Annotated in this window: 18 protein-coding genes and 1 pseudogene; 6 read left to right on the forward strand and 13 right to left on the reverse strand. The window is 72.1% G+C overall.

Going from position 1 to position 22972, the window contains the following annotated elements:
* The first annotated feature begins 80 nt into the window (after positions 1 to 80).
* Together purF and ACKUB9_RS02810 are read left to right on the forward strand one after the other, a co-directional pair.
* Positions 81 to 1607 (forward strand): amidophosphoribosyltransferase, encoded by a 1527-nt coding sequence (gene purF / locus ACKUB9_RS02805; RefSeq protein WP_407519236.1) that lies wholly within the window; start codon positions 81 to 83, stop codon positions 1605 to 1607.
* Positions 1608 to 1611: 4 nt separating this feature from the next.
* Entirely contained in the window at positions 1612 to 2370 is a 759-nt protein-coding gene (locus ACKUB9_RS02810; protein WP_407519238.1) for an SDR family NAD(P)-dependent oxidoreductase, read from the forward strand.
* 64 nt (positions 2371 to 2434) lie between these two features.
* Here ACKUB9_RS02810 and ACKUB9_RS02815 read toward each other — a convergent pair whose 3' ends face one another.
* On the reverse strand, positions 2435 to 4126 hold the full coding sequence (locus ACKUB9_RS02815) for a methyl-accepting chemotaxis protein (RefSeq protein WP_407519240.1): 1692 nt from the start codon (positions 4124 to 4126) through the stop codon (positions 2435 to 2437).
* A 229-nt stretch (positions 4127 to 4355) separates the two neighbouring features.
* Between ACKUB9_RS02815 and ACKUB9_RS02820 the strand changes: the two genes are divergently transcribed.
* On the forward strand, positions 4356 to 4763 hold the full coding sequence (locus ACKUB9_RS02820; RefSeq protein WP_407519242.1) for a diacylglycerol kinase: 408 nt from the start codon (positions 4356 to 4358) through the stop codon (positions 4761 to 4763).
* Between the two features lie 81 nt (positions 4764 to 4844).
* Positions 4845 to 5015, forward strand: a complete 171-nt coding sequence (locus tag ACKUB9_RS02825; RefSeq protein ID WP_407519244.1) for a hypothetical protein — start codon at positions 4845 to 4847, stop codon at positions 5013 to 5015.
* Positions 5016 to 5054: 39 nt separating this feature from the next.
* Here ACKUB9_RS02825 and der read toward each other — a convergent pair whose 3' ends face one another.
* From der to ACKUB9_RS02840, 3 genes are all read right to left on the reverse strand, one after another.
* Positions 5055 to 6395, reverse strand: a complete 1341-nt coding sequence (gene der / locus ACKUB9_RS02830) for a ribosome biogenesis GTPase Der (RefSeq protein ID WP_407519246.1) — start codon at positions 6393 to 6395, stop codon at positions 5055 to 5057.
* 116 nt (positions 6396 to 6511) lie between these two features.
* A complete protein-coding gene (locus ACKUB9_RS02835; protein WP_407519248.1) occupies positions 6512 to 7228 on the reverse strand; it encodes a tetratricopeptide repeat protein in 717 nt (238 codons plus the stop codon).
* A 109-nt stretch (positions 7229 to 7337) separates the two neighbouring features.
* Positions 7338 to 7931: an NnrU family protein gene (locus tag ACKUB9_RS02840; protein ID WP_407519250.1), complete on the reverse strand. Its 594-nt coding sequence runs from the start codon at positions 7929 to 7931 to the stop codon at positions 7338 to 7340.
* 128 nt (positions 7932 to 8059) lie between these two features.
* Here ACKUB9_RS02840 and ACKUB9_RS02845 point away from each other — a divergent pair, with 128 nt between their 5' ends.
* On the forward strand, positions 8060 to 9223 hold the full coding sequence (locus ACKUB9_RS02845) for a hypothetical protein (RefSeq protein ID WP_407519252.1): 1164 nt from the start codon (positions 8060 to 8062) through the stop codon (positions 9221 to 9223).
* Positions 9224 to 9229: 6 nt separating this feature from the next.
* Here the strand turns inward: ACKUB9_RS02845 and ACKUB9_RS02850 are convergent, their stop codons facing one another.
* The 9 genes and pseudogenes from ACKUB9_RS02850 to ACKUB9_RS02890 all read right to left on the reverse strand — a co-directional run bounded on the left by ACKUB9_RS02850 (position 9230) and on the right by ACKUB9_RS02890 (position 20810).
* The gene (locus ACKUB9_RS02850; protein ID WP_407519254.1) at positions 9230 to 9676 is read right to left on the reverse strand and encodes an acyl-CoA thioesterase; all 447 of its coding nucleotides are present in this window, start codon (positions 9674 to 9676) and stop codon (positions 9230 to 9232) included.
* On the reverse strand, positions 9669 to 10670 hold the full coding sequence (gene truB / locus ACKUB9_RS02855) for a tRNA pseudouridine(55) synthase TruB (RefSeq protein WP_407519256.1): 1002 nt from the start codon (positions 10668 to 10670) through the stop codon (positions 9669 to 9671). Before truB ends, ACKUB9_RS02850 begins: the two co-directional genes overlap by 8 nt.
* A 122-nt stretch (positions 10671 to 10792) precedes the next feature.
* A complete protein-coding gene (rbfA, locus tag ACKUB9_RS02860) occupies positions 10793 to 11200 on the reverse strand; it encodes a 30S ribosome-binding factor RbfA (RefSeq protein ID WP_407519258.1) in 408 nt (135 codons plus the stop codon).
* A 145-nt stretch (positions 11201 to 11345) separates the two neighbouring features.
* Positions 11346 to 14237 (reverse strand): translation initiation factor IF-2, encoded by a 2892-nt coding sequence (gene infB, locus ACKUB9_RS02865; protein WP_407519260.1) that lies wholly within the window; start codon positions 14235 to 14237, stop codon positions 11346 to 11348.
* A gap of 113 nt (positions 14238 to 14350) precedes the next feature.
* On the reverse strand, positions 14351 to 15127 hold the full coding sequence (locus ACKUB9_RS02870; RefSeq protein ID WP_407519262.1) for an RNA-binding protein: 777 nt from the start codon (positions 15125 to 15127) through the stop codon (positions 14351 to 14353).
* A gap of 69 nt (positions 15128 to 15196) precedes the next feature.
* Positions 15197 to 16807 (reverse strand): transcription termination factor NusA, encoded by a 1611-nt coding sequence (nusA, locus tag ACKUB9_RS02875; RefSeq protein WP_407519263.1) that lies wholly within the window; start codon positions 16805 to 16807, stop codon positions 15197 to 15199.
* A 156-nt stretch (positions 16808 to 16963) separates the two neighbouring features.
* Positions 16964 to 17563, reverse strand: a pseudogene (gene rimP, locus ACKUB9_RS02880) (ribosome maturation factor RimP); the annotation flags it as partial.
* A gap of 242 nt (positions 17564 to 17805) precedes the next feature.
* A complete protein-coding gene (locus ACKUB9_RS02885) occupies positions 17806 to 19212 on the reverse strand; it encodes an amidase (RefSeq protein ID WP_407519265.1) in 1407 nt (468 codons plus the stop codon).
* A gap of 5 nt (positions 19213 to 19217) precedes the next feature.
* Positions 19218 to 20810, reverse strand: coding sequence for an ABC transporter substrate-binding protein (locus ACKUB9_RS02890; RefSeq protein ID WP_407519267.1), 1593 nt, complete (start codon positions 20808 to 20810; stop codon positions 19218 to 19220).
* Positions 20811 to 21166: 356 nt separating this feature from the next.
* Between ACKUB9_RS02890 and ACKUB9_RS02895 the strand changes: the two genes are divergently transcribed.
* On the forward strand, positions 21167 to 22966 hold the full coding sequence (locus ACKUB9_RS02895; protein ID WP_407519269.1) for an acyl-CoA thioesterase: 1800 nt from the start codon (positions 21167 to 21169) through the stop codon (positions 22964 to 22966).
* Positions 22967 to 22972 lie beyond the last annotated feature (6 nt).

Below are 22972 nucleotides of genomic sequence, written 5' to 3' on the forward strand. Positions count from 1 at the left end.
GAGCAGCGCCCGATCGCAACGCGATCGGGCGCTGCTCTAGCCAGGGTCGTTGCAGGACCGGCCGCGAGGGATTTGGGATCATGGCAGATCGACTGGATGCGCGCCGGCTCGCCCCCCAGGGCAGCGACGCGTTCGCGCCCGCATGGGATCTCGCGGGGGGTCTCGCAGGAGATCTCGATGGCGACACGCTGCGCGAGGAATGCGGCGTCTTCGGCATCCACGGTCATCCGGATGCGGCCGCCATCGTGGCGCTCGGCCTCCACGCCCTCCAGCATCGCGGGCAGGAGGCGGCCGGCATCGTCTCCTTCGACGGGCGGGTCTTCCACTCGGAGCGCCGCCTCGGCCTCGTGGGCGATTCGTTCTCCGACCTCGCCACGATCGAGCGCCTGAAGGGCACCGCGGCGATGGGGCACGTGCGCTACTCGACCACCGGCGAGACCATCCTGCGCAACGTCCAGCCGCTCTTCGCCGAACTTGAGACCGGCGGCCTTGCGGTGGCGCATAACGGCAATCTCACCAACGGGCTGCTGCTGCGCCGCCAGCTCGTGCGCGACGGCGCCATCTGCCAGTCGACCTCCGACACCGAGGCGATCCTCCACCTCGTCGCCCGCTCGCGCCACGTGCGCATCGTCGACCGGGTGATGGATGCGCTGCGGCAGATCGAGGGCGCCTACGCCCTCGTGATGATGACGAACAAGAAGCTCATCGGCGCGCGCGATCCCTTGGGCATCCGCCCGCTGGTGCTCGGCGAACTCGACGGGCGCTACATCCTCGCCTCCGAGACCTGCGCCCTCGACATCATCGGCGCGCGCTTCGTGCGCGACATCGAGAACGGCGAGATGGTGGTGATCTCGGACGAGGGCATCCGCTCGATCCGCTTCGCCCCCGAGCAGCAGCTGCGCCCCTGCATCTTCGAGTACATCTACTTCGCCCGGCCGGATTCGGTCGTGAACGGCAAGAACGTCTACGCGGTGCGCAAGAGCATCGGCGTCGAACTCGCCAAGGAGGCGCCCGCGGACGCCGACATCGTGGTGCCGGTGCCGGATTCCGGCGTGCCCGCGGCGCTGGGCTACGCCCAGGAGACCGGCCTGCCGTTCGAGATGGGCATCATCCGCAACCACTATGTCGGGCGCACCTTCATCCAGCCGACCCAGTCCGTGCGCGAGCTCGGGGTGCGGATGAAGCATTCGGCCAACCGCGCGGCGATCGCCGGCAAGCGCATCGTGCTCGTGGACGACAGCCTCGTGCGCGGCACCACCTCGGTGAAGATCGTGCGCATGATGCGCGAGGCCGGCGCCAGCGAGGTGCATTTCCGCATCGCCTCGCCGCCGATCACGCATCCGGATTTCTACGGCATCGACACGCCCGAGAAGGAAAAGCTGCTCGCCGCCACCCACGACCTGGAGGGCATGCGCCGCTACATCGGCGCGGATTCTCTCGCCTTCCTGTCGATCCCCGGGCTCTACCGGGCGATGGGCGAGGAAGGCCGGGACGCGGCATGCCCGCAATACACCGACCATTGCTTCACCGGCGACTACCCGACCCCGCTCACCGATCTCGCGGTCGCCTCGCCGCGGCGCATGGCGATCCTGGCCGAGGCGGATTGACCCGATGACCGAACCCTTCCCGGGAGCCCAGCCCCTCGCGGAGCGGATCGCCGTCGTCACCGGCGCCTCGCGCGGCATCGGCCGGGCGGCGGCCCTGGCGCTGGCCGCCGCCGGCGCCCACGTGATCGCGGTGGCGCGCACGCAGGGCGCGCTGGAAGACCTCGACGACGCGATCCGCCAGGGCGGCGGCTCGGCCACCCTCGTGCCCCTCGACCTCAAGGATTACGACGCCATCGACCGGCTCGGGGCGGCGATCAACGAGCGCTGGGGCCGTCTCGACATTTTGGTCGGCAATGCCGGGGTGCTCGGCGCCCTGATGCCGCTCGGGCACATCGACCCGAAGATCTGGGCCAACGTGATGGACATCAACCTCACGGCGAACTGGCGCCTGATCCGCTCGCTCGACCCGCTGCTGCGCCGCTCCGAGGCGGGCCGGGCGGTGTTCGTCTCCTCGGGCGCCGCGTCGAGCTGCCGGGCCTATTGGGGGCCCTACGCGGTGTCGAAGGCCGCTCTCGAAGCGCTGGTGCGCACCTACGCGGCAGAGACCGCCACCACGCCGGTCAAGGCGATGCTCCTCAATCCCGGCCCGCTGCGCACCGCCATGCGCCAGGCCGCGATGCCGGGCGAGGATCCCGAGACGCTGCGCACGCCCGAGGATCTGGCGCCCCACATCGTGCGCCTCGCGAGCCCGGCCTGGACCGAGAGCGGCACGATCTACGACTTCCCGACCGACCGGGTGCTGACGCCGCAGAAGCCGGCCTGACGCGGGCCGGCCCATTCCGGTAAGGGCGCGGGGATCCCCGCGCCCGGCCCTCGGGACGCGCCGCTCAGGCGGCCTTCACCTCCGACAGGAACTGCCCGACCTCCTGGGCCAGACTCGCGGAGTGGTGCGACAGCGCCTCAGCCGCGTGCAGCACCTGCGCGGCCGCCGCCCCGGTCCTGCCAGCCCCCTGGCGCAGCTCCGCGATGCGGCTCGTCACCTGCTCGGTCCCCTGCGCCGCCTCCTGCACGTTGCGCGCGATCTCCTGCGTCGCCGACCCCTGCTCCTCCATCGCCGCCGCGATGCCGGTCGCGTAGCGCGCGATCTCGGCGATCACCTGCCCGATGCGCTGGATGTCGCCCACCGCCTCCCGCGTCACCGTCTGGATCTCCCCGATCTGCCCCGAGATCTCCTCGGTCGCCCGCGTGGTCTGGCCGGCCAGTTCCTTCACCTCGGTCGCCACCACGGCGAAGCCGCGGCCCGCCTCGCCGGCGCGCGCCGCCTCGATGGTGGCGTTCAGCGCCAGCAGGTTCGTCTGCGCGGCGATCGAGGAGATCACCGACACCACGCTGCTGATGCGCTCGGCCGTGCCGGCCAGGCGCTGCACCGTCGCGTCGGTGCGGCGGGCGTCCTCCACCGCCTGCCCGGCGATGTGCGAGGACTGGGTGACCTGATGCACGATCTCTTGGATCGAGGCGGACATCTCCTCGCTCGCCGCCGCCACGGTCTGGACGTTGGCGGCGGTCTGCTGGGCGGCGCCCGCCACCGCGCCCGATTGGCGGGTGCCCTGGTCGGCGGTGTCGGCCATGGCGGCGGCGGTGGCCTGCATCTCGCCCGCGGCGTCCGAGAGCCCGCGGGTGAGGTCGGCGACCCTGGCCTCCAGGGCCCTGGTCAGGCCGTCGAGCAGGGCGGCGCGGCGCATCTTGGCCTCGGCCTCGTCGGCCTGGGCGGCGGCGGCGTCGCGGGCGCGCAGGGCGTGGTCCTTGAAGACCTGAAGCGAGCGGGCGAGCGAGCCGACCTCGTCGCGGCGCGCGGTGCCGGCCACGGCGACGCCGAGATCGCCGCGGGCGAGGGCGTCGAGGGCGGCGGCGACGCCCGAGAGCGGGCGGCTCACCCCGAACACCGCGACGGCGGCGAGCGCCGCGAAGGCGACCGCGAGACCGCCCGCCGCGATGAGGCCGAGGTGGCGCGTGGCCGCCTGCGTCGACCGCTCGATCTGCTCCTTGGCCAGCGCGAGGTCGTGCATGTTGGCCTCGACGTTCTTCGTCACGGCCTCCATCGCCTTCCGGCGCGCCTCCTGGCCCTCGCCGCCCGAGATCGCGAAGGCGCCCTCGGCATCACCCATCATCCCGAGGACCATCGCCCTGTCGGCGATGTCGAAGTAGTCGCGGATCAGGCGCTTCATCGCTTCGTAGACGGCGAGCCGTTCCGGCGTGTCGGCGAGCAGCACCAGGTTGTCGATCGATCCGAGAGCGGTCTGCTGCGCACCGAGATAGCCTTGGTGGAATTTCTCCAGAAGCTCGGGCCTCTTCTCGATGATCGTGTTCCGCTCCTGGATGCTGGCTTCGCTCATGGCGTTGGCCATCTGCAGGGCAACGACGAGCCGCTTCGCCTGCACGTCGATGATGTGCTGGGTTTCCGTCTTCAGCCTCTCGATGCCGGATCGCCCCAACACCACCAAGCCGACCGCCACGAGGAGGATCAGCGTCGTCGGAATGGCCAGCTTTCCGACAAGCTTGACATTGTTGAGTAACGCCACTGCCGCACCCGTCGCTGTGTGAGCCGACCGCCGGCCCGGGCAACCCGGAATCCGCCGTGCGGACCATGGTACGCAAGAGAAGATTCCCAGAGGTTAAGCGCTGACGAAAAATCACCTGACGTAGATGTCGTCGGCGACGAACTCCCGCGCGCGATGCGGCCGACGGTTTTCGTTCGGCTTGGCATCGACGCACCCGCGCGGCTATCACCCGGCGGACGGAGGATTCACGATGATCGACGTGCGGGCGATGTGCGCCATCGGGCAGCGGGGCCAGCTCGGGCTGCACGGCCGGCTGCCCTGGGAGGGCAACACCGACCCGCTCTACGTCGAGGACGTGACGCGGTTCTTCGCCGAGACGCAGGGCCACGTGCTGATCGCCGGCCCCAAGACCATCGAGGCCGTGCCCGACTTCGCCTACCGCGACCGCACCATCGCGGTGATCCGCTCGCACGAGGACCCGCGGGCGGTGCTGGCCCGCTATCCGGGCCGGCGCATCTTCGTGGGAGGCGGCATCGCGGTCTGGAACGTCTACGCGCCCTTCATCCAGAACTGGGACATCACCCGCCTGCCCTACGACGGCGAGGCCGACCGCTGGTTCGACCCCGCGTGGCTGGTCGGTGGGCGGCTGCGCGCGTGAGCGGCGGCGTCATCGCCCTGTCGGCGCTCTTGCGATAGGGTGACCGCAGGACGAGCGGGGCACGGGCGCAGGGAACAGGCGATGAGCGAGAGCACGGATCAGTTCAAGCGCAAGCCGCGGCGCAAGAGCGAGCGCGGCCGCACCCTGACGGTCTCGGCGGAGCAGAAGGCGGCCTACGAGGCGCTGCTGCGCGAGAAGGAATCGCGCGAGGCCTACGCCAAGCACCTCCCGGCCGATCCCAAGCCCCGCTGATCCCAAGCCGCACTGGCGCCAAGCCGCGCTGGGTGCCGCTCACGCGTCCTTGTCGAACGGGTTCTTCGAGGTCCGCAGCGACAGCCGGATCGGCACGCCGGGCAGGTCGAAGGCGTCGCGCAGGCCGTTGACGAGATAGCGGGTGTAGGAGCGCGGCAGCGCGTTGAGCTGGTTGCCGAACAGGGCGAAGTGGGGCGGACGCGTCTTCACCTGCGTGGCGTAGCGGATCTTGATGCGCCGGCCCGAGACCGCGGGCGGCGGGTTCGCCTGCACCGCCTCGGCGAGCCACTGGTTGATGCGCGCGGTCGCCACCCGGCGGTTCCAGACCTCGTGGGCGGCCACCACGGCCTGCATCAGCCGGTCGACGCCCTCCCCCGCCAGCCCCGAGAGCGGCACCACGGCCGCCCCCCGCACCTGCGGCAGCAGCCGGGTGGCCTTCTCCTTGAGATCCTTGAGCAGGCCCGGCTGATCGGCGACGAGATCCCACTTGTTGAGGCCGATGACGAGCGACCGGCCCTCCTGCTCGACGAGGTCCACGATGGTGAGGTCCTGCTTCTCGAACGGGATCGTCGCGTCGAGCAGCACCACCACCACCTCGGCGAAGCGCACCGCCCGCAGGCCGTCCGAGACCGCGAGTTTCTCCAGCTTGTCGTCGACGCGCGCGCGGCGGCGCATGCCGGCGGTGTCGTGCAGCTTGATCCTGCGCCCGCGCCAGACCCAGTCGAGGGAGATGGAATCGCGGGTGATGCCGGCCTCGGGGCCGACGAGCAGCCGCTCCTCGCCGAGCATCCGGTTGATGAGCGTCGACTTGCCGGCGTTCGGGCGCCCGACGATCGCGACCTTGAGGGGACGATCCGCGTCGGCCTCCTCGTCCTCCTCGGGCTCGGGCAGCACCTCGGCGAGGGCGTCGAGCAGGTCGCCCATCCCCTCGCCGTGCTCGGCCGAGACCAGCACCGGGTCGCCGAGCCCGAGGCCGAACGCCTCGTAGGCGCCCGACATCCCGGCCCCGCCCTCGGCCTTGTTGGCGAGCAGGATCACCGGCTTGTCGGAGCGCCGCACCAGTTCGGCGAAGGGCTGGTCGGCCGGCAGCAGCCCGGCGCGGGCATCGATCACGAACAGCACCGCGTCGGCCTCTGCGATGGCCGCCTCGGTCTGGGCGCGCATGCGGCCGGCGAGCGAAGCGGCATCCGCCTCTTCGAGCCCGGCGGTGTCGATGACCGTGAAATGCAGGTGGCCGAGGCGCACTTCGCCCTCGCGCCGGTCGCGGGTGACGCCGGGACGATCGTCCACGAGGGCGAGCTTGCGGCCGACGAGCCGGTTGAACAGCGTCGACTTGCCGACGTTCGGACGCCCGACGATGGCGACGGTGGGCATCGGCATGGGGTTCGGGTCCTGTTGAGATCTTCGTCAAACGCCGCAGGGCCGCGCGGGGTGCCGGCGGCCCGGTTCGGGAGGGTGATGCAGGCCCGCGCAGTGCGAGGGCGAACCGGCGCTGCCTAGCGCGAGGCCTCCGCCGGCGGCGGCGGAGCCGCCGGCGCCGCGGTCGCCGCCTCGCTCACCTGAACGGGACCGCCCGCCACCAGCGCGACGTAGATCTCCAGGCGCTGGCGCAGGCCCTGCGGGGTCTCGCGGTCGGCGGCGATCTGGTCGAACCAGCGGCCGGCGCCCTCGAAGTCGCCCTTGCGCATCGCCGTGAGGCCGAGCATCTCGCGGGCGGTGTGGCGGAAGGCGCTGGTGGGCACGGCGAGGCCCTGGAGGCTGTTCAGCGCCTCGGCGTCTCCGGCATCGAGGCCCAGCAGCGCGGCCCGCAGGCGGGCGAGGTCGCGCAGGCTGGCGCCCACGGCGGTGTCGGCGGTGATGGCCGCGTAGGCCTTCGCTCCGGCCGCCGGGTCGGCCTTGCCCGCTTCCGCGGCCGCGCGCAGCCGCGCCAGCAGCCGGTAGCCGCCCTGGACCTCCCCGGCGAGGGTCTCGAAGACCTTCTCGGCCGCATGCGGCCCGTCGCCCCTGGCGGCGCGCACCGCGGCATCGAAGCGCTGGCTCGCCGCCTCGGCCTGGACGGTCTGCGCGTGCTGCCAGTAGCGCCAGCCGCCGACGCCGAGCACGAGGAGAACCGCGAGCCCGATGAAGACGCCGCTGTAGCGCGTCCAGACCTGCGCCGCCCGGTCACGACGGTAATCCTCGTTGACCTCGCGGATGAACTCGTCTTCCTTCATCGTGTGCTTGCTCGCCGGAATCGTGCCGCGCGCGCCCGCGACAGGGCGGCCCGCGTAGCACAGTCGCGGGCCGATGGCGAGGCTCGGGGCCTGCGGGACGCGTCCGGCCTCAGGCCTGGCCCGGCCAGACCGCGACGCCGATCAGCCACGGGTGCAGCACGCGGGCGAACACGAACCACGCCACGACGCCGATGCCGACCGCGAGCGCGTCGTTGCGCCAGCCGGCCGGGGCCGCGGCCGGCCCCGCATGGGCCTTCACCTCGTCGCGCCGCTTGATGCTGATGCGCGCCGCCACCGCCCAGGCCAGGAAGGCCCCGAACAGCAGCATGGAGCCGAGGTCGCCGTTGGCGAGGAGGTGGGCGGTGGCCCAGAGCTTCACGCCGACCAGCATCGGGTGCTTCAGCCGGCTCTTGATCTGCCCCGGCAGGTAGGCGGCCGCGAAGGCCACGAAGGCGAGGAGCACCAGCAGCAGGGAGAGGTGGCGCGTCCAGACCGGCGGCGACCAGATCTCGACATAGGCATTCGCCCGGTACTGGCCGTAGCCGAGCCCGAGCACGACGAGGCCCACGAGCGAGAGCAGCGTGTAGCCGATCTTGTAGGGCCCCTCCCCGACCCGCGCGATCAGCCGGGCGCGGGGGCCGCGCAGCATGGTGAAGGCGTGGGTGCCGAGAAAGAGCACGAGGCCGACGAGGAGGAGCGTCATGGGCGGATCACCGGCGAGGACGGGGCGGCGTCGCGGGAGCATGGAGCGCCCCGCGATGTTTCGGCGGTCCGCGCAAGCAAGCCGCAAGCAATTCTGGGCAGGCTGCCGGTCCCTGTCCAGGCTCGCCCATGCGCCGTCCCCGCCTCAGCCCCCTTATCTGGGCCGCCCTCCTCCTCGCCGCGGCCCCCGCCCGGGCCGATCCGCCGCTCTCGGCCCTGACCCTGGTCGGGCCGGCTGAGCCCGTCTTCCGGGCCGCCCACGACGCCTGCGACGGGCACGACGTGCCCGATGCCCCGGCCCGGGCGTTTCGCGACGCGGGCGGCGGGCTCGTCCTGTTCGGCATGCATTACCGCAACCGGGCGCTGCGCGGTCCCGATGCCGACCACCTGAAGCTCGATTGCCGGGTGGTGCTTGACTCCGGTCTCAATGGTGATCCGGCGCGCTACGACGACCGCACCTGGATCACCGCCACCTGGACCGAGGACGGCCGCAGCGTCGCGGCGCTCCTCCACCACGAGTATCACGGCGAGGCGCATCCCGGCCGCTGCATCGCCACCGAGATGATGGCCTGCTGGTACAACAGCCTGCTGGCGGCCCGCTCGGCGGATGGGGGCGCGCGCTTCGCGCGGCCTGCGCCGCCGGCCGTGGTGGCCGCCGCGCCGTTCCGGCAGGAGGTAGACCAGGGCCGCCACCGCGGCTTCTTCAACCCCTCGAACATCGTGCGCGAGGGACGCCACTGGTACTTCCTGGCCGCCACCACCGGCTGGGCCGGCCAGCCGCACGGGGTCTGCCTCTTCCGCTCGGACGACGTGAGCGATCCGAGCCGCTGGCGCGCGCATGACGGCCAGGGCTTCACGGTCGCCTACGCGGATCCCTACCGCAAGGGACCCAAGCCGTCCGGCGCCTGCCGCCCGGTCGGGCCGTTTCCCGGACCGGTGGGCTCCGTGAGCCGCCACCGCGGCACGGGCGCCTGGATCGCGGTGTTCCAAGCCGCGGCGGGCGGCGTGTTTCCGCGATCGGGCTTTTACTGGACCACCTCGCGCGACCTGACGACCTGGGACACGCCGCGCCTGCTGCTCGCCGGGGCGACGCTCTACGACGATTACTGCAAGGCGGGCGGCGGCCTGATCAGCTACCCGTCCCTCATCGACCGCGACGCCAAGGGCCGCAACTTCGACGACGTGGGCGACAGCGCCGAGCTCTACTACGCGACGCTGCCGGTGCAGGGCTGCACGGTGCAGGGCGAGCGCGAACTGGTGCGCCGCCGGGTGGCGATCAAGGTCTGGCCCTGACCGCGATCAGCCCTGCCCCACCAGCAGCCGCTCGGCCGCCTCCCGGGCCGCGCCGTCCAGGGGCCGCGGCCGGCGGGTCGCGGTATCGATCAGGACGCAGGTCGCCTCCGCCTCGCCCGCGAGAGCCTCCCCGCACAGGATGCGGTTGCGAAAGCCCATCGAGCTGCGCCCGAGCCGCGCGAGCCACGTGGCGGTGCGCACGCTGCCGGGGAAGTGGAGTTCGGCCCGGTAATCGATCACGAAGCGGGCGATCACCAGCATGCTGCCTTGCGGCAGGGCCGGGGTGATGTGGCGGGCGAAGAACCTCACCCGCCCGCTCTCGCAGAAGGCCGCGAAGACCGCGTTGTTGACGTGGCCGTTGGCGTCGGTGTCGCGGTAGCGCAGGACGTCGTCCGTCCAGAGCACCCGCGGGTCGTCGGCGAGCGCCGCGAGGTCGGGCGAGGCGTCAGCCATGCCGCGCCGTCCCGCCGAGGTGGAAGACCCGGTGCGGCACCAGTTCGCCGCGCTCGACGTCGCCGACCGCCACCAGCACGCCCCCGCAGGTGGCGTAGGCCTTGCCCGCCATCGGCGCGTCGCGCCCGCGCAGGATGACCGGCTGGCCGCGCATCAGCCGGAGCGCCATGTCGCGCGAGACCGGCACGCAGGGCACCGCGTCGAGCGCCGTCTCCACCGGGCGCAGCACCGCCGGGTTCGGCTCGCTCTGCGCCGCCTCCAGCGCCCCGATGGTGCAGGACTGGTCCTCCGCGAAGGGACCGACCCGGGTGCGCCGCAGGGCCGAGACGTGGCCGTGGCAGCCGAGCGCCCGGCCGAGGTCGCGGGCGATCGCCCGCACGTAGGTGCCTTTGCCGCACTCGGCCTCGATGACTGTGCGCTCCTCGGAATGGGCCACCACCGCGAGGCGGTCGATCTGCACCGGCCGGGCCACGAGGTCGACCACCTCGCCGTCGCGGGCGAGGTCGTAGGCGCGCTCGCCCTGGATCTTGATCGCCGAGTAGCGCGGCGGCACCTGCTCGATGGCGCCGACGAAGCGCGGCAGCAGCGCCTCCACCTGCTCGCGGGTCGGGCGCGCCTCGGAGGTCGCGACCGGCCGGCCCTCGGCGTCGTCGGTGTCGGTCTCGACGCCCCAGGTCACCGTGAACACGTAGGCCTTGCGGCCGTCCATCACGAAGGGAACCGTCTTGGTGGCCTCGCCGAGCGCGATCGGCAGGATGCCGGAGGCCAGCGGGTCGAGGGTGCCGGCATGGCCCGCCTTCTTGGCGTTCAGCGCGCGCTTCACCGCCGCGACCGCGTGGGTCGAGGTCATGCCCACGCCCTTGTCGAGGATCACCCAGCCGCTGATCTCGCGGCGCTTGGGCCGGTCGCCGGCCGGGCGCCCGCGCCCGCGCGGCGGGCGGCCCTCCCGGGGTGGCGCCGGCGCGCGCTCGGCAGGCTGGTCCTCGTGCATCATCGTCTCGCGTTCCCACACACAAGGGGAACGGTCCTGCGAGGCCTCTCCATCCCCGGACCGCCGCCCCGTTCTGATCAATTCACGGCAGAGCCGCCCGGTTCGGGAGAGCCCTCACGCCGCTCTCACTCCTCGGAGTCGGTATCCGGCGCGAGGTCGCGCTGGACCTTGTCGCTGCGCAGGAGCGCGTCGATGCGCGCGGCCTCGTCGAAGGTCTCGTCGCGGCGGAAGCGCAGGTCGGGGGCATATTTCAGGTTGACCCGGCGGGCCACCTCCTGGCGCAGGGCTTTGCGGTTGCGGTCGAGCGCTTCGAGGACCCCGGTCTCGTCCCGGCCCCCCAGCGGCATCACGTAGGCGGTGGCGAGCTTGAGGTCCGGCGACATGCGGACCTCCGGCACCGTGATGACGTGCTGGCTCAGCACGGGATCCTGCAGGTCGCCGCGGCTCAGCACCTCCGCGATGGCGTGGCGCACGAGTTCGGCCACGCGCTGCTGGCGCTGCGAGGGGCCGGTGGTTTCGGTCGGTTTGCGCACGTTCTCTCTCCGGACCCCAGGTGGCCGGCGCGCTGCGCGGGCGTGAGGCACAGGCCTGAACCGACGAGCCCGAGGCGGTCGACGCCTCGGGCTCGGCAGATGCGGGGGCCGCCCGGCGTGAGGCGGCCGAACGGCGTGTGGCGGATCAGAGCGTCCGCCGCTCCTCGTGGACGATGTAGCACTCGATCACGTCCCGGACGCGCATGTCCTGGTAGTTCTCGAACGCCATGCCGCATTCCTGGCCGGCCGACACCTCGCGGGCGTCGTCCTTGAAGCGCTTGAGCTGCGAGAGCTTGCCCTCGTGCACCACCACGTTGTCGCGGATGAGCCGGACATGGGCGCCGCGCTCGACGCGGCCGTCCTCGACGCGGCAGCCGGCGATCTTGCCGACCTTCGAGACGTTGAAGATCTCGAGGATCCGCGCCTCGCCCAGGCGCTCCTCGCGGAGCGTCGGCGGCAGCAGGCCCGACATCGCCGCCCGGACGTCATCCACGAGGTCGTAGATGATGTTGTAGTAGCGGATCTCGACGCCCGCCCGCTCGGCGGCCTCTCTCGCCTCCTTGTGGGCGCGCACGTTGAAGCCGATCACCACCGCGCCGGAGGCCTGCGCCAGCGTGATGTCGGATTCGGTGATGCCGCCCACGCCCGCGTGCAGGATGCGGGCCGCGACCTCGTCGTTGCCGAGCTTTTCCAGCGCGCCGGCGATGGCCTCGACCGAGCCCTGAACGTCGCCCTTGACGACGAGCGGAAATTCCTTGCGGCCGGCGCCCTCGCGCAGGTCGCGCATCATGTCCATCAGCGAACGGCCGGCGCCGGTGCCGGCGGCCGCCGCGCGCTCGCGCTTCTGGCGGGCCCGGTACTCGGTGACCTCGCGGGCGCGCGCCTCGTTCTCGACCACCGCCACGCGGTCGCCGGCCTCGGGCGTGCCGTTGAAGCCCAGCACCTCCACCGGAACCGACGGCCCGGCTTCCTTGGTGTTGCGGCCGGTGTCGTCGATGAGGGCGCGCACGCGGCCCCACTCGGCGCCCGCCACCACGATGTCGCCGGTGTGCAGGGTACCGCGCTCCACGAGCACGGTCGCCACCGGACCGCGGCCGCGGTCGAGCTTGGCCTCGATCACCGTGCCCTCCGCCGACCGGTCGGGGTTGGCGCGCAGGTTGAGGATCTCGGCCTGCAGCGCGAGGCCCTCCAGCAGGTCTTCGAGGCCCTGCTTCGTCTTGGCCGAGACCTCGAACTCGAGGGTCTCGCCGCCCATCGATTCCACCTGCACGTCGTGCTGGAGGAGTTCGGTGCGCACCCGCTGCGGGTTGGCGTCGGGCTTGTCGACCTTGTTGATCGCCACGATCAGCGGCACCTCGGCCGCCTTGGCGTGGGAGATCGCCTCGATCGTCTGGGGCATCACGCCATCATCGGCCGCCACGACCAGCACCACGATGTCCGTGACGCGGGCGCCGCGGGCGCGCATCGACGTGAAGGCCGCGTGGCCCGGGGTGTCGATGAAGGTGATCTTGCCGCCGGAGGGCGAGGTCACCTGGTAGGCGCCGATGTGCTGCGTGATGCCGCCCGCCTCGCCCGAGACGACGTTGGCGTTGCGGATCGCGTCGAGCAGCGAGGTCTTGCCGTGGTCGACGTGGCCCATGATGGTCACGACGGGCGGACGCGGCTGGGTGTCCTCGTCGGTGTCGGGCTCGTCGAACAGGCCCTCCTCGACGTCGGATTCCGCCACGCGGCGCACCGTGTGGCCGAGTTCCTCGGCGATGAGCTGGGCCGTGTCCGAGTCGATCACGTCGGTGATCTTGTGGATCTGGCCCTGCTTCATGAGCATGCGGATCACGTCGACGGCGCGCTCGCTCATGCGGTTGGCGAGTTCCTGGATCGTGATCGTCTCCGGGATCACCACGTCGCGCGACAGCTTCTCCTTCTGCTCCATCTGGCGATGGCCGGTCAGGCGCTGCGTGCGGCGGCGGAACGAGGCGAGCGAGCGGGTGCGCTCGTCCTCGCCGGAGGTCGCCGTGGCGATGGTGAGACGGCCGCGGTTGCGGTCGCCGCCGGGCGATTTCGGGGTCTTGGGCGGCGTGATGATCTTGAGCGGCATGCCGGGCCGCCGGATCACCCGCTTGGTGTCCTCCTCCTCCGCGGCGGCCGCGGCCGGACGGCCGGTGGCGGGGCGCGCGGGGGTGGTGCCGGGCGCCGGCTTGGCGGTGGCCGCCGCGGGCTTCGGCTCGGGCTGCGGCTCGGGCTTGGGCGCGGGGCGCGCCATGAAGTTCAGGTCGCGGGGCTTGCGCGCATCCGCGGTGAGCAAGCGGCGCGGCTCGGCCGGGGCGGCCGGGCGAGCCGCCGCCGGACGTGCGGCAGCCGGGCGCGCGGCAGCCGGACCGGCCGCGGCCGGACGCGGGGCGGCCGGGCTGGCGGCAGCTGGCCGCGCAGCGGCGGGCGTCGGCGTCGGCGCGGCGGGTGCAGCAGGCTCGGCCGTCGGCGCGGCGGTGGCGGCCGCGGAGCGGGCCGCCTCCTCGTTCATGCGGCGCTCGGCCTCCTCGGCGGCGCGGCGCTTGCGCGCGTCCTCCTGGCGGCGGCGCTCCTCCTCCTCGCGCTTGCGGGCCTCGGCCGCCTCGCGCTCGCGGATCTCGGCGGCCTCGCGCTCGACCCGGCGGCGCGCGTCGTCGGCGGCGCGGCGGCGCTCGTCCTCCTCTCGCTTGCGGGCATCCGCCAGCGCGTTCATGCGGGCGCTCTGCTCCTGATCGCTCAGGGTGCGCAGCACCACGCCCGAGCGCGCCGGGGCCTGGCGCGGCTCGGAGGGCCGCGGCGCCGCGGCGGCCGGGCGACTCGGAGCCGCCGGCGCGGGAGCCGTCTCCTTCGGGGCTGCCGGCGCGGGGGCACCGATGACGCGACGCTTGACCGTCTCGACCACCACCGACTTCGAGCGGCCGTGGGAGAAGCTCTGTCGCACGATGCCCTGCTCGATCGGACGCTTCATCGAGAGCGTCTTCGCAGGGCCCGCGTGCAGCGTCTTGTCGCCCGGATTCTTCGTCTCACTCATTCAGTTCAGACCCTGGGGGTTCTCAATCGTCCCGGGATCCGGCCTCCCGGAGGCCGCCTCCCACCTGCATCCCGGGAACGGGCCGACCAGGCCGATCCCTGCCATTCACTCAATCACCGGCCTTCCGGGGGCCGGTCACAGACACTGTCGCATCCGCCTGGACTGTCGTCCGGGAGCGCCGCGTCGGCGCCGCTCGGCGCCGGTCCGACATCCCCGGGCATCGCCGCCGCGCCGCGAAAGGCACGGAGCCGACGCCAACGCGCGAGCAAGCCGGCAGTGCCGGCTCCCGCGACGAGGGCAGCGTGTATCACATGATCCCGGCCCAAGGCCATGTCCAATTCTTCGCTGGACATGTCGTCCACCACCGGGATGCCCGATATGGCATCGCCGTAGCGGCGGCGCAATGCCTGGGCCAGTTTGCGCCGCCCGTCCTGGCTCGCGTCGCTCGCGTGCACGAGGGCGGCGACGCCCGCCCGGCTCTCCACCGCGCTCTCAACCTTGGTGAAGCCCGTGACGACGCAGCCCGCCTTGTTGGCGAGCGCCAGCGCCTGGCGCAGGTCGTGGCGCAGGGCGGCCTCGATCACATCCGCGAGATCGGGGCCGGCGACCGCGTGCTTCGCCTTGAAGGCGCGCTGGAACAGGCGGCGGCGCACCGCCTCGCCCACCGCCGCGCGCGTCGCCGTGACCCAGGCTCCCCGGCCCGGCAGGCGGGCCTTGAGGTCGGGCACCACCGTCCCGTCGGGCCCGAGCGCGAAGCGGATCAGGCCAGCGGGATTCTGCGACTCGCGCGTGACGAGGCAGGTCCGCTCCGCATGCGCGCGGCCGCGCCCGATCCCGGCATCGAGGATGTCGGGCGGCAGGTCGTCGGCGGGGGCGTCGGTTGCGGACATCGGGAGGGTCAACAGGTTGAGCGCGGACGGCGCGGGATCCGCGCCATTTTCTGCGGGTGATGTGAATCGTCAGGTCGGCTCGCCCTCGGCCTCCTCCAGGGCCTGCTCGTCCTCGGCGGGCGCCTCGGGCGGGGCCTCGATCCAGCCGGCGCTCACGCGGGCCGCGACGATCATCGCCTCCGCCTCGGCGCGCGAGAGGTCGAACCCGTCGAGGTAGCCGGCGTGGCGCACCGCCTCCGGCCCGCGCCCCTCGGTGTAGCCGACGAGGTCGTCGGTGGCGCAGCCCGCCAGATCCTCGATGGTCCGCACCTCGTTCTCGCCGAGCGCCACCAGCATCGGCGTGGTGATGCCGTCGATCTCGCGCAGCTCGTCCTCGACGCCGAGTTCGCGGCGGCGGGCGTCGTTCTCGGCCTCGATGCGCGCGAGGTAGTCCTGGGCGCGGCTCTGGATCTCGGCCCCGGTCTCCTCGTCGAGGCCCTGGATGTTGGCGATGTCGCCGGGCTCCGTGTAGGCGATTTCTTCCACCGAGCGGAACCCTTCCGCCGACAGGAGCTGCCCCACGGTCTCGTCGACGTCCAGCGCCTCCATGAAGGCGTTGGTGCGCTCGACGAACTCCTTCTGGCGGCGCTCCGACTCCTCGGCCTCGGTCAGGATGTCGATGTCCCAGCCGGTGAGCTGCGAGGCGAGCCGCACGTTCTGGCCGCGCCGGCCGATGGCCAGCGAGAGCTGGTCGTCGGGCACCACGACCTCGATGCGGTCAGCCTCCTCGTCGAGCACCACCTTGACCACCTCGGCGGGCTGGAGGGCGTTGACGATGAAGGTGGCCTGATCCTGCGACCAGGGGATGATGTCGATCTTCTCGCCCTGCAATTCGCCCACCACGGCCTGGACGCGCGAGCCGCGCATGCCCACGCAGGCGCCGACCGGATCGATGGAGGAATCGCGCGAGATCACGGCGATCTTGGCCCGCGAGCCCGGATCGCGCGCCACCGCCTTCACCTCGACGATGCCGTCGTAGATCTCCGGCACTTCCTGGGCGAAGAGCTTGGCCATGAACTGCGGGTGCGAGCGCGAGAGGAAGATCTGCGGCCCGCGCACCTCGCGGCGCACGTCGAACAGGTAGGAGCGGATGCGGTCGCCCGGCCGGAAGGTCTCGCGCGGGATGCCCTCGTCGCGGCGCACGATGCCCTCGCCGCGGCCGAGATCGACGATGACGTTGCCGTACTCGACGCGCTTCACGAGGCCGTTCACGACCTCGCCGATGCGGTCCTTGTACTCCTCGTACTGGCGGTCGCGCTCGGCGTCGCGCACCTTCTGGACGATGACCTGCTTGGCCGACTGGGCGGCGACGCGGCCGAAATCGAAGGGCGGCAGGGTGTCGGCGATCACGTCCCCGACCTGGGCGGCCGGGTTGTGGCGGCGCGCGGTCTCGAGGTCGATCTCGCGGGCGTCGTTCTCGACCTGCTCGACGACGAGCAGGTGGCGCGACAGGCGCAGCGCCCCGGTGCGGGGATCGATCTCGGCGTGGACGTCCGTCTCGGCGCCGTAGCGGGAGCGGGCCGCCTTGGCGATGGCCTCCTCCATCGCCCCGATCACGATCGAACGGTCGATCACCTTCTCGCGGGCGACGGCGTCGGCGATCTGCAGGAGTTCGAGCCGGTTGGCACTGACGACGGCCATGAGTGCAATCCTTCCCTTGTGTCTTCGTGGCCGCGGCGACGGCGCGGCGCTGATGTGCGGTGTCTTCGTTGCAGGGTGTCTTGGCGAGGTGTCTTGGTTGCAGGGTGCCCTGGCCGGGCGCCCCGGCCTGATCCTTCGCGGTCAGTGCGCGGTCGGCGCCTCCGCGCCGTCGTCCTCGTCCTCCTCGTCGTCCCCGGGCGGCGCGGAGCCGCGGCGCAGGGATTCGCGGACGAGATCGTCGGTGAGCACGAGGTGCGCCTCGCCGATGTCGGAGAGCCGCAGGTCGTAGGAGGCCGGCAGCCCTTCCTTGACGTCGGGAAGGTCGATGCGGACCGTCGCGCCCTCGGGCGCCCGGATGATGCCCCGGAAGCGCTTGCGCCCGTCCAGCGGCACGCTGAGCTCCACCTTGGCCTCGTAACCGGCCCAGCGGGCGAAGTCCTGCGCCCGCACCAGCGGCCGGTCGATTCCCGGCGAAGAAATCTCCAGGTGGTAGGCCCGGCCGATCGGGTCGTCGACGTCGAGAAGCGGCGAGATCGTGCGGCTCACCGCCTCGCAATCCTCCACCGTCATGGTGCCGTCCGGCCGCTCGGCCATGATCTGCACCGTGCAGCCGTTCTGGCCCGTGACCTTCACGCGCACGAGGCGGAAGCCCAGGCCTTCGAGGGAGGGCTCGACGATCTGCGCCACGCGCGCGGCCACGCCGGTCTCGGTGATCAGGCGCTTCTCGCCCGGGGGCTGGTCTGGGGCGTCGGTCATGGATCCCGGCGGTGACGTCCTGGCGATCGGGGGCGGTCCCGCCCGCGCCGATGAGCTTGCGGCAATAAAAAAGAGCGGACCCCGGGGGGCCCACTCCCGCACCGCGATCATCGACCGCGAACAGAACTGTTGGTGAACAGATAATCCCATGCGGACCGGAATGCAAGGCGCTCGCCGGGCGTTCCGTCGTGGCGGAGAGACATGGCGCGGCGGAGCATCCGGCCCGCCGCGCCGGTCCGCGCTCACAATGGCGGCAGGCGCAGGTGCCAGTCGGTGGCCTGCTGGTAGGCCTGGCCCACGCGCAGGGCCATCGTCTCCTCGTAGCCGCGGCAGACGATCTGGAGCGAGAGCGGCATCCCCTCGGCGGTGAAGCCGCTCGGCAGGGCGAGCGCGCAGAGATCGAGGAAGTTGCCGAAGCGGGTGAAGCGCGAGGGCATCACCGCCTGGTCCACCGCGTCGAGGCGCGGGGCCGCCGTCTCGGTGGTGGGGGTGAGGAGCGCGTCGAGCCCCGCGAAGGCCCGGTCGAGCGCCCGCTTCATGTCCTGCTGCAGGCGCCGGGTGCGCAGGTAGTCCCGGGCCGAGATCGACGCGCCCGACAGGATGCGCGCGCGCACGTCCTCGTCGAGGGGCGCGGAAAAGTCCTCCGCCACCGCGCCGTTGTGGAAGTAGGCCTCGGCGTGGAGGATCGCCGAGGCGTTGACGAAGTCGACGAACCGAAACGGCAGCGCGACGTCCACGATCTCGGCGCCGAGCCGCTCCAGCCTGTCGAGGGCGCGGTCGTAGGCGGCGAGCATCTCGGGCGCCACGCCCTCGCGCTCGGCGGCGGGCATCCGCCCGAGGCGCAGGCCCCGCACGCCCCGGTCGAGGGAGGGCATTGGGTCGGCGGGGGCGATCCCGCGGGTGTTGGGGTCGAGGGGATCGGGTCCCTGCATCACGCCGTAGAGGAGCGCCACGTCCTCGACGGTGCGGGCCATCGGCCCGGGCGTGTCGAGGGTGGTGGAGAGCGGCAGCACCCCGTGCGTGCTCACCCGCCCCACCGTGACCTTGAGCCCGGTGATGCCGCAGAACGAGGCCGGCAGCCGCACCGAGCCGCCCGTGTCGGTGCCGATCGCCCAGGGCGCCATCCGGCCCGCCACCGCGACCCCCGAGCCGCTGCTCGATCCGCCCGGCGCGCGGGGATGCTCCGGGTCCCAGGGATTGACGGGGGTGCCCATGCGCCGGTTGGTGCCCCAGCCGCCGAGAGCGAACTCCACCGTGTGGGTCTTGCCGATGAGGATCATCCCCTGGGCGATCAGGCGCTTGGCGATGGTGGCGGTCGCGGTGGCGCGCCGCTCCCGCATCGTGTGCGAGCCGCCCGTGGTGACGCGGCCCTCGACGTCGATCAGGTCCTTGAGCGCCACCGGCACCCCGTGCAGCGGCCCGACCGCGTGGCCTGAGCGGATCGCCCGGTCGGCTCCCTCGGCGGCCAGCCGCGCGTCGTCGGCATAGACCTCCACGAAGGCGTGCAGGCGCGGATCGAGCCGGCCGATGCGGGCGAGCAGCGCCTCGACGGCGTCCACCGGCGAGAGCCTCCGGGCGGCGATCGCCCGCCCGAGGCCGGCGGCCGAGAGCAGGGCGGGATCGGATTCGGCGGGAGAAGCGTCTGTCATGAATCCTACTGCAGGCTCACGAGGGTCAGGTCGACGAACCACGATTGCGGAGAGACGAAGCCCTTCACCCGGGGCGACATCGCCCGCGGGTTGAGATCGTGGACGATGTAGAGCCAGGGCGGATCGTCCACGAGGCGCTCGTGGGCCGCCCGGGTCGCCGCGGCGATCTCCCGCGGGTCGGTGGATTCGGAGAGCGTCCGGAGCGTCGCATCGAACGCCTCGTCCTTCCACTGCGCGAAGTTGAACCCCTTCGGGGAGAGGTTCGCGGAGGAGAAGTAGCGCGCCATCACGCTCACGTCCGAGGAGGGCGAGCTGACGTTGAGCGCGAGCGCTCCCTGGAGGGCCGGGGCATCCGGGGCGGAGCGCCCGGCGGTGAGCAGCACCTGCCACTCGACCACGTTGAACGTGACGTCGACCCCGCAATTCTGCTTCAGGTTCTCCTGCAGGAACTCGTTCATCGGCAGGGGCTGCATCTGGCCCGAGCCCGAGGTCGAGATCATGACCGGGAAGGCGAGCGGCCGGCCCGGCCCGTAGCCCGCCTCCTTGAGGAGCGCCCGGCCCTTGCCCGGATCGAGTCCGTAGCGGTGCTGCGGGGCGCCGAAGTTCGGATCGCTCTTCTTGAGCCAGCCGACCGAGGGCTCGGCGGTGCCGTTCAGGAACCCCACCACGGCGTCGCGGTCGACGCAGTAGTTGAGCGCCTGACGCACCCGCACGTCCCGGAAGGGGCTGGCCGGCGCGCCGATGTTGTAGAACCACGGCCAGACATGCGGGTAGGACCCGGTCGTGATGGCGAACCCGGCCTGCCGCAGCGACGGGATGCCGTCCGGCGCGGGCGCCTCGATCCAGTCCACCTGGCCCGCGCGCAAGGCCGCGATGCGGGCATTCGCCTCCGGAATCGGCATCAGCCGCACCCGGTCGAGCTTCGACCGGCGGGCCGGGTCCCAGTAGCCGTCGTGACGGACGAGGTCGACCGCCTCGCGGGGCGCCACGCGGGCGATGCGGAACGGGCCGGTGCCCGCCGCCGGCAGCGTGCCGACCCTGGCCCAGTCCCGCCCCGCCCGCTCGAACGAGGCCGGCGAGGTGAACAGGATGTAGACCGCCATGTAGGGGAAGTAGGAGGCCGGCACCGTCGTGGTGATGGCGACCGTGCGCTCGTCGATCTTCCGGTAGGATTCGAGCAGGGGGGCGCGGGCGCGGGTGATGCCGGCGGCGGGCGGCTCGTACTGCTTGGCATCCGCCTTGAAGTAGCGGTCGAGGTTCCAGATCACCGCGTCGGCGTCGAACGGGCTGCCGTCGTGAAAGGTCACGCCCTGTCGCAGGTGGAAGAGCCAGACGCGCTTGTCGTCGGGGGCCTGCTCCCACCGCTCGGCGAGGCCGGGGCGCAAGGTGGCGAGCCGGTCGGTGCGCGTGAGGTCCCACAGCACCAGCCCCTCGAAGACCGGGTAGCCGAGGAAGCGCATCCCCTCGAAGCCGTTGTTCGGCATGCCGGTCGCGGTGGGCGTGTCGGCCGCCGTCATGGCGATGCGCAGGACGCTCTCGGCGGCCTGCGCCGGCACGGCGGCGAGACTCGCGAGGAGGAAGCCGGTGAAGCGGTTCATGGCAGGCGGATCCCGGTCGGTCGCGACGCCGCGACCCGCATCGGCCATCCGCAAACTCCGGGCCATCCGCACTCGGACCACACGGCCACGCGCGAAATGCACTTTACAGTTTGATCGCGCCGGAGGATGTTCGCGTAGCGCGGGAATCCGCGAGGCTCCGCCGGCCGCATCGTAGCACGAAAGCGGCGAAGGTCTAGCTTCGCGCACCTGTGGATTTATATGTAAAACTCGTTCCCATTTCGAGACAAACCCTCGGGAATGCCTAAAATTTAGTTGTGATTTCGCTCGCAACCGGCTTCTCGGACGTCCCCCGGACCTGCTACGGTTAAGAAACATTAACCAGGACGTGTGGGATCATGCCTGCAAATGCGCTGCGGTCGGTGAGTTGGGCGCCGACGATCGCGATGTCGTGGCTCTGGGGCCTCGGGTTCTTCTACGCGATCCACGTCACGCTGACCTACGGCTGGCTCGGCTTCGTGGGCTTCGCGGCACCGAACGTGCTCGGGCTCTTCCTGTTCGGCTGGGTCTTGGGCGCCCCCGGACGCGACCCGGCCCAGATCCTCAAGACCATCCAGGGCTCCTATGCGGGCGTGTTCCTGCTCTGCCAGCTCGCCGCGGTGGCGATCACCATCTTCGGCTTCCTCGCCTATGCGTGGCGGCCGATGCTCGGCGCGGAGGCGGCGCTGATCGCGGGCGTGGTCATCCTCGGCTCCTGCGCGATCGGTCACGCGGTCGGGCTCAAGGCCCTGCGCGGGCTGCACGCGGCCTACCTCGCGCTCGGGGTCGGCGCGGCCCTCGTGGCGTTCGGGGCGCTCCAGGGCACGTCCGAGGCGGCGGTGCCCGTGGCGGCCTTCGACGCGCGCTTCTACGGCCTCGTGCTGCCCTCCCTGGTCGGCTTCCTGCTCGGGCCGTGGACCGACCTCCAGCAATGGCAGCGCGCGGTGGAGATCCGGGCGAGCGGCGGCTCGGTGCGCACCGCCTACGGGGTCGGTGCCGTGCTCTTCCTCGGGCTCCTCGTCCTCAACGCCTGCCTGGCGGCCGCGGCCGGCCCCGCCGCCGCATTCGTGGCGGCGGACGGCGTGCCGGGCGCGCAGCCGGCGGTGGCGGTCGCGGCGGGTGCGGTGCCGGCCGCGGGCGTCGCCTTCCTGGTCTGGACGCTCATCGCCGCCACCTCGACCCTCGACAGCGCCTACGCGTCGATCCGCTGGTTCATGTCCTCGCTCACGGCGCGCAGCTCGTCGCCGCTCCTCGCCTTCGTGTCGCCGAGCCTCGTGTCCTCGCCGCTCTGGCTGATCCTGGCCGCCCTGGCCATCGCGGTGGCGATGATCAGTGCGAATCTCTCGATGATGTACCTGATGCTGCCCTTCTGTACGCTGCTCGTCGGCGGCGCGGCCTGCCTCGTCGGCGAGGTGCTGGGGGCGGAGCGCCGCTACGACGGCACCCTGTGCGCGATGCTCGGGCTCGCCGCGGCGCTGATCTTCCTCGCCGGCTATCTCGGGCCGGCGCCGCTGCTGGCCACGGCCGCTCCCCTGCTGGCGCTGGTCGGCGCCGCCCCGACGCTCGCGGGCCTCTGGCGCAAGCCGGCGGCGGACGCCCCCCGCCCGGTCGCGGCGGTCCCCGCCCCGGCCGAGCCGGCGCCGGCCCTCGTCACCCTCGCCAACGAGAACCACGCCTCGTCCTACGGCTTCGACGGCCAGTGGTTCGTCTTCCACATGACCCCGACCTACGACGACACCAACTCGGTCGGAAACATCTACTTCGCCAACTACGTGCGCTGGGTGGGCAAGGCCCGGGAGCTGTTCTTCAACGTCTGCATGCCGGATTTCAGCCTCGCCTCGACGGACTTCTACGTGCTGACCCGGGACTTCAACCACCAGTTCCGGCGCGAGGCGAAGGAGTTCGAGCCGATCGTGGTGCGCATCCGCATCTCCGCCCACAGCCGGAAGTTCGTGACCCTGGCGCACGAGATCCACAGCGAGACGCACGGCCTGCTCGGCCGCGGCGAGCAATCCCTGATGTTCGTGGACACGGTGCATTACCGGCCGCTCGACATCCCGCGCTCGATCGTCAAGGGCTTCCTGCCCTACTTCGCCGGCTCGGTCGCCGCGTCTCCGGCGGCGGCCCTGATGATCGGCGAGGCCGCGACGGCCTCGTGAGATCCG

This window comes from Methylobacterium oryzisoli (genome assembly GCF_046557895.1).
Taxonomy (GTDB): domain Bacteria; phylum Pseudomonadota; class Alphaproteobacteria; order Rhizobiales; family Beijerinckiaceae; genus Methylobacterium; species Methylobacterium oryzisoli.

Bases quoted from the DNA above. Each gene is read 5' to 3' on its own strand.
- purF (WP_407519236.1), top strand. From the start codon at position 81: ATGGCAGATCGACTGGATGCGCGCCGGCTCGCCCCCCAGGGCAGCGAC.
- ACKUB9_RS02810 (WP_407519238.1), top strand. From the start codon at position 1,612: ATGACCGAACCCTTCCCGGGAGCCCAGCCCCTCGCGGAGCGGATCGCC.
- ACKUB9_RS02820 (WP_407519242.1), top strand. From the start codon at position 4,356: ATGATCGACGTGCGGGCGATGTGCGCCATCGGGCAGCGGGGCCAGCTC.
- ACKUB9_RS02825 (WP_407519244.1), top strand. From the start codon at position 4,845: ATGAGCGAGAGCACGGATCAGTTCAAGCGCAAGCCGCGGCGCAAGAGC.
- der (WP_407519246.1), bottom strand. From the start codon at position 6,395: ATGCCGATGCCCACCGTCGCCATCGTCGGGCGTCCGAACGTCGGCAAG.
- ACKUB9_RS02835 (WP_407519248.1), bottom strand. From the start codon at position 7,228: ATGAAGGAAGACGAGTTCATCCGCGAGGTCAACGAGGATTACCGTCGT.
- ACKUB9_RS02840 (WP_407519250.1), bottom strand. From the start codon at position 7,931: ATGACGCTCCTCCTCGTCGGCCTCGTGCTCTTTCTCGGCACCCACGCC.
- ACKUB9_RS02845 (WP_407519252.1), top strand. From the start codon at position 8,060: ATGCGCCGTCCCCGCCTCAGCCCCCTTATCTGGGCCGCCCTCCTCCTC.
- ACKUB9_RS02850 (WP_407519254.1), bottom strand. From the start codon at position 9,676: ATGGCTGACGCCTCGCCCGACCTCGCGGCGCTCGCCGACGACCCGCGG.
- truB (WP_407519256.1), bottom strand. From the start codon at position 10,670: ATGATGCACGAGGACCAGCCTGCCGAGCGCGCGCCGGCGCCACCCCGG.
- infB (WP_407519260.1), bottom strand. From the start codon at position 14,237: ATGAGTGAGACGAAGAATCCGGGCGACAAGACGCTGCACGCGGGCCCT.
- ACKUB9_RS02870 (WP_407519262.1), bottom strand. From the start codon at position 15,127: ATGTCCGCAACCGACGCCCCCGCCGACGACCTGCCGCCCGACATCCTC.
- nusA (WP_407519263.1), bottom strand. From the start codon at position 16,807: ATGGCCGTCGTCAGTGCCAACCGGCTCGAACTCCTGCAGATCGCCGAC.
- ACKUB9_RS02885 (WP_407519265.1), bottom strand. From the start codon at position 19,212: ATGACAGACGCTTCTCCCGCCGAATCCGATCCCGCCCTGCTCTCGGCC.
- ACKUB9_RS02890 (WP_407519267.1), bottom strand. From the start codon at position 20,810: ATGAACCGCTTCACCGGCTTCCTCCTCGCGAGTCTCGCCGCCGTGCCG.
- ACKUB9_RS02895 (WP_407519269.1), top strand. From the start codon at position 21,167: ATGCCTGCAAATGCGCTGCGGTCGGTGAGTTGGGCGCCGACGATCGCG.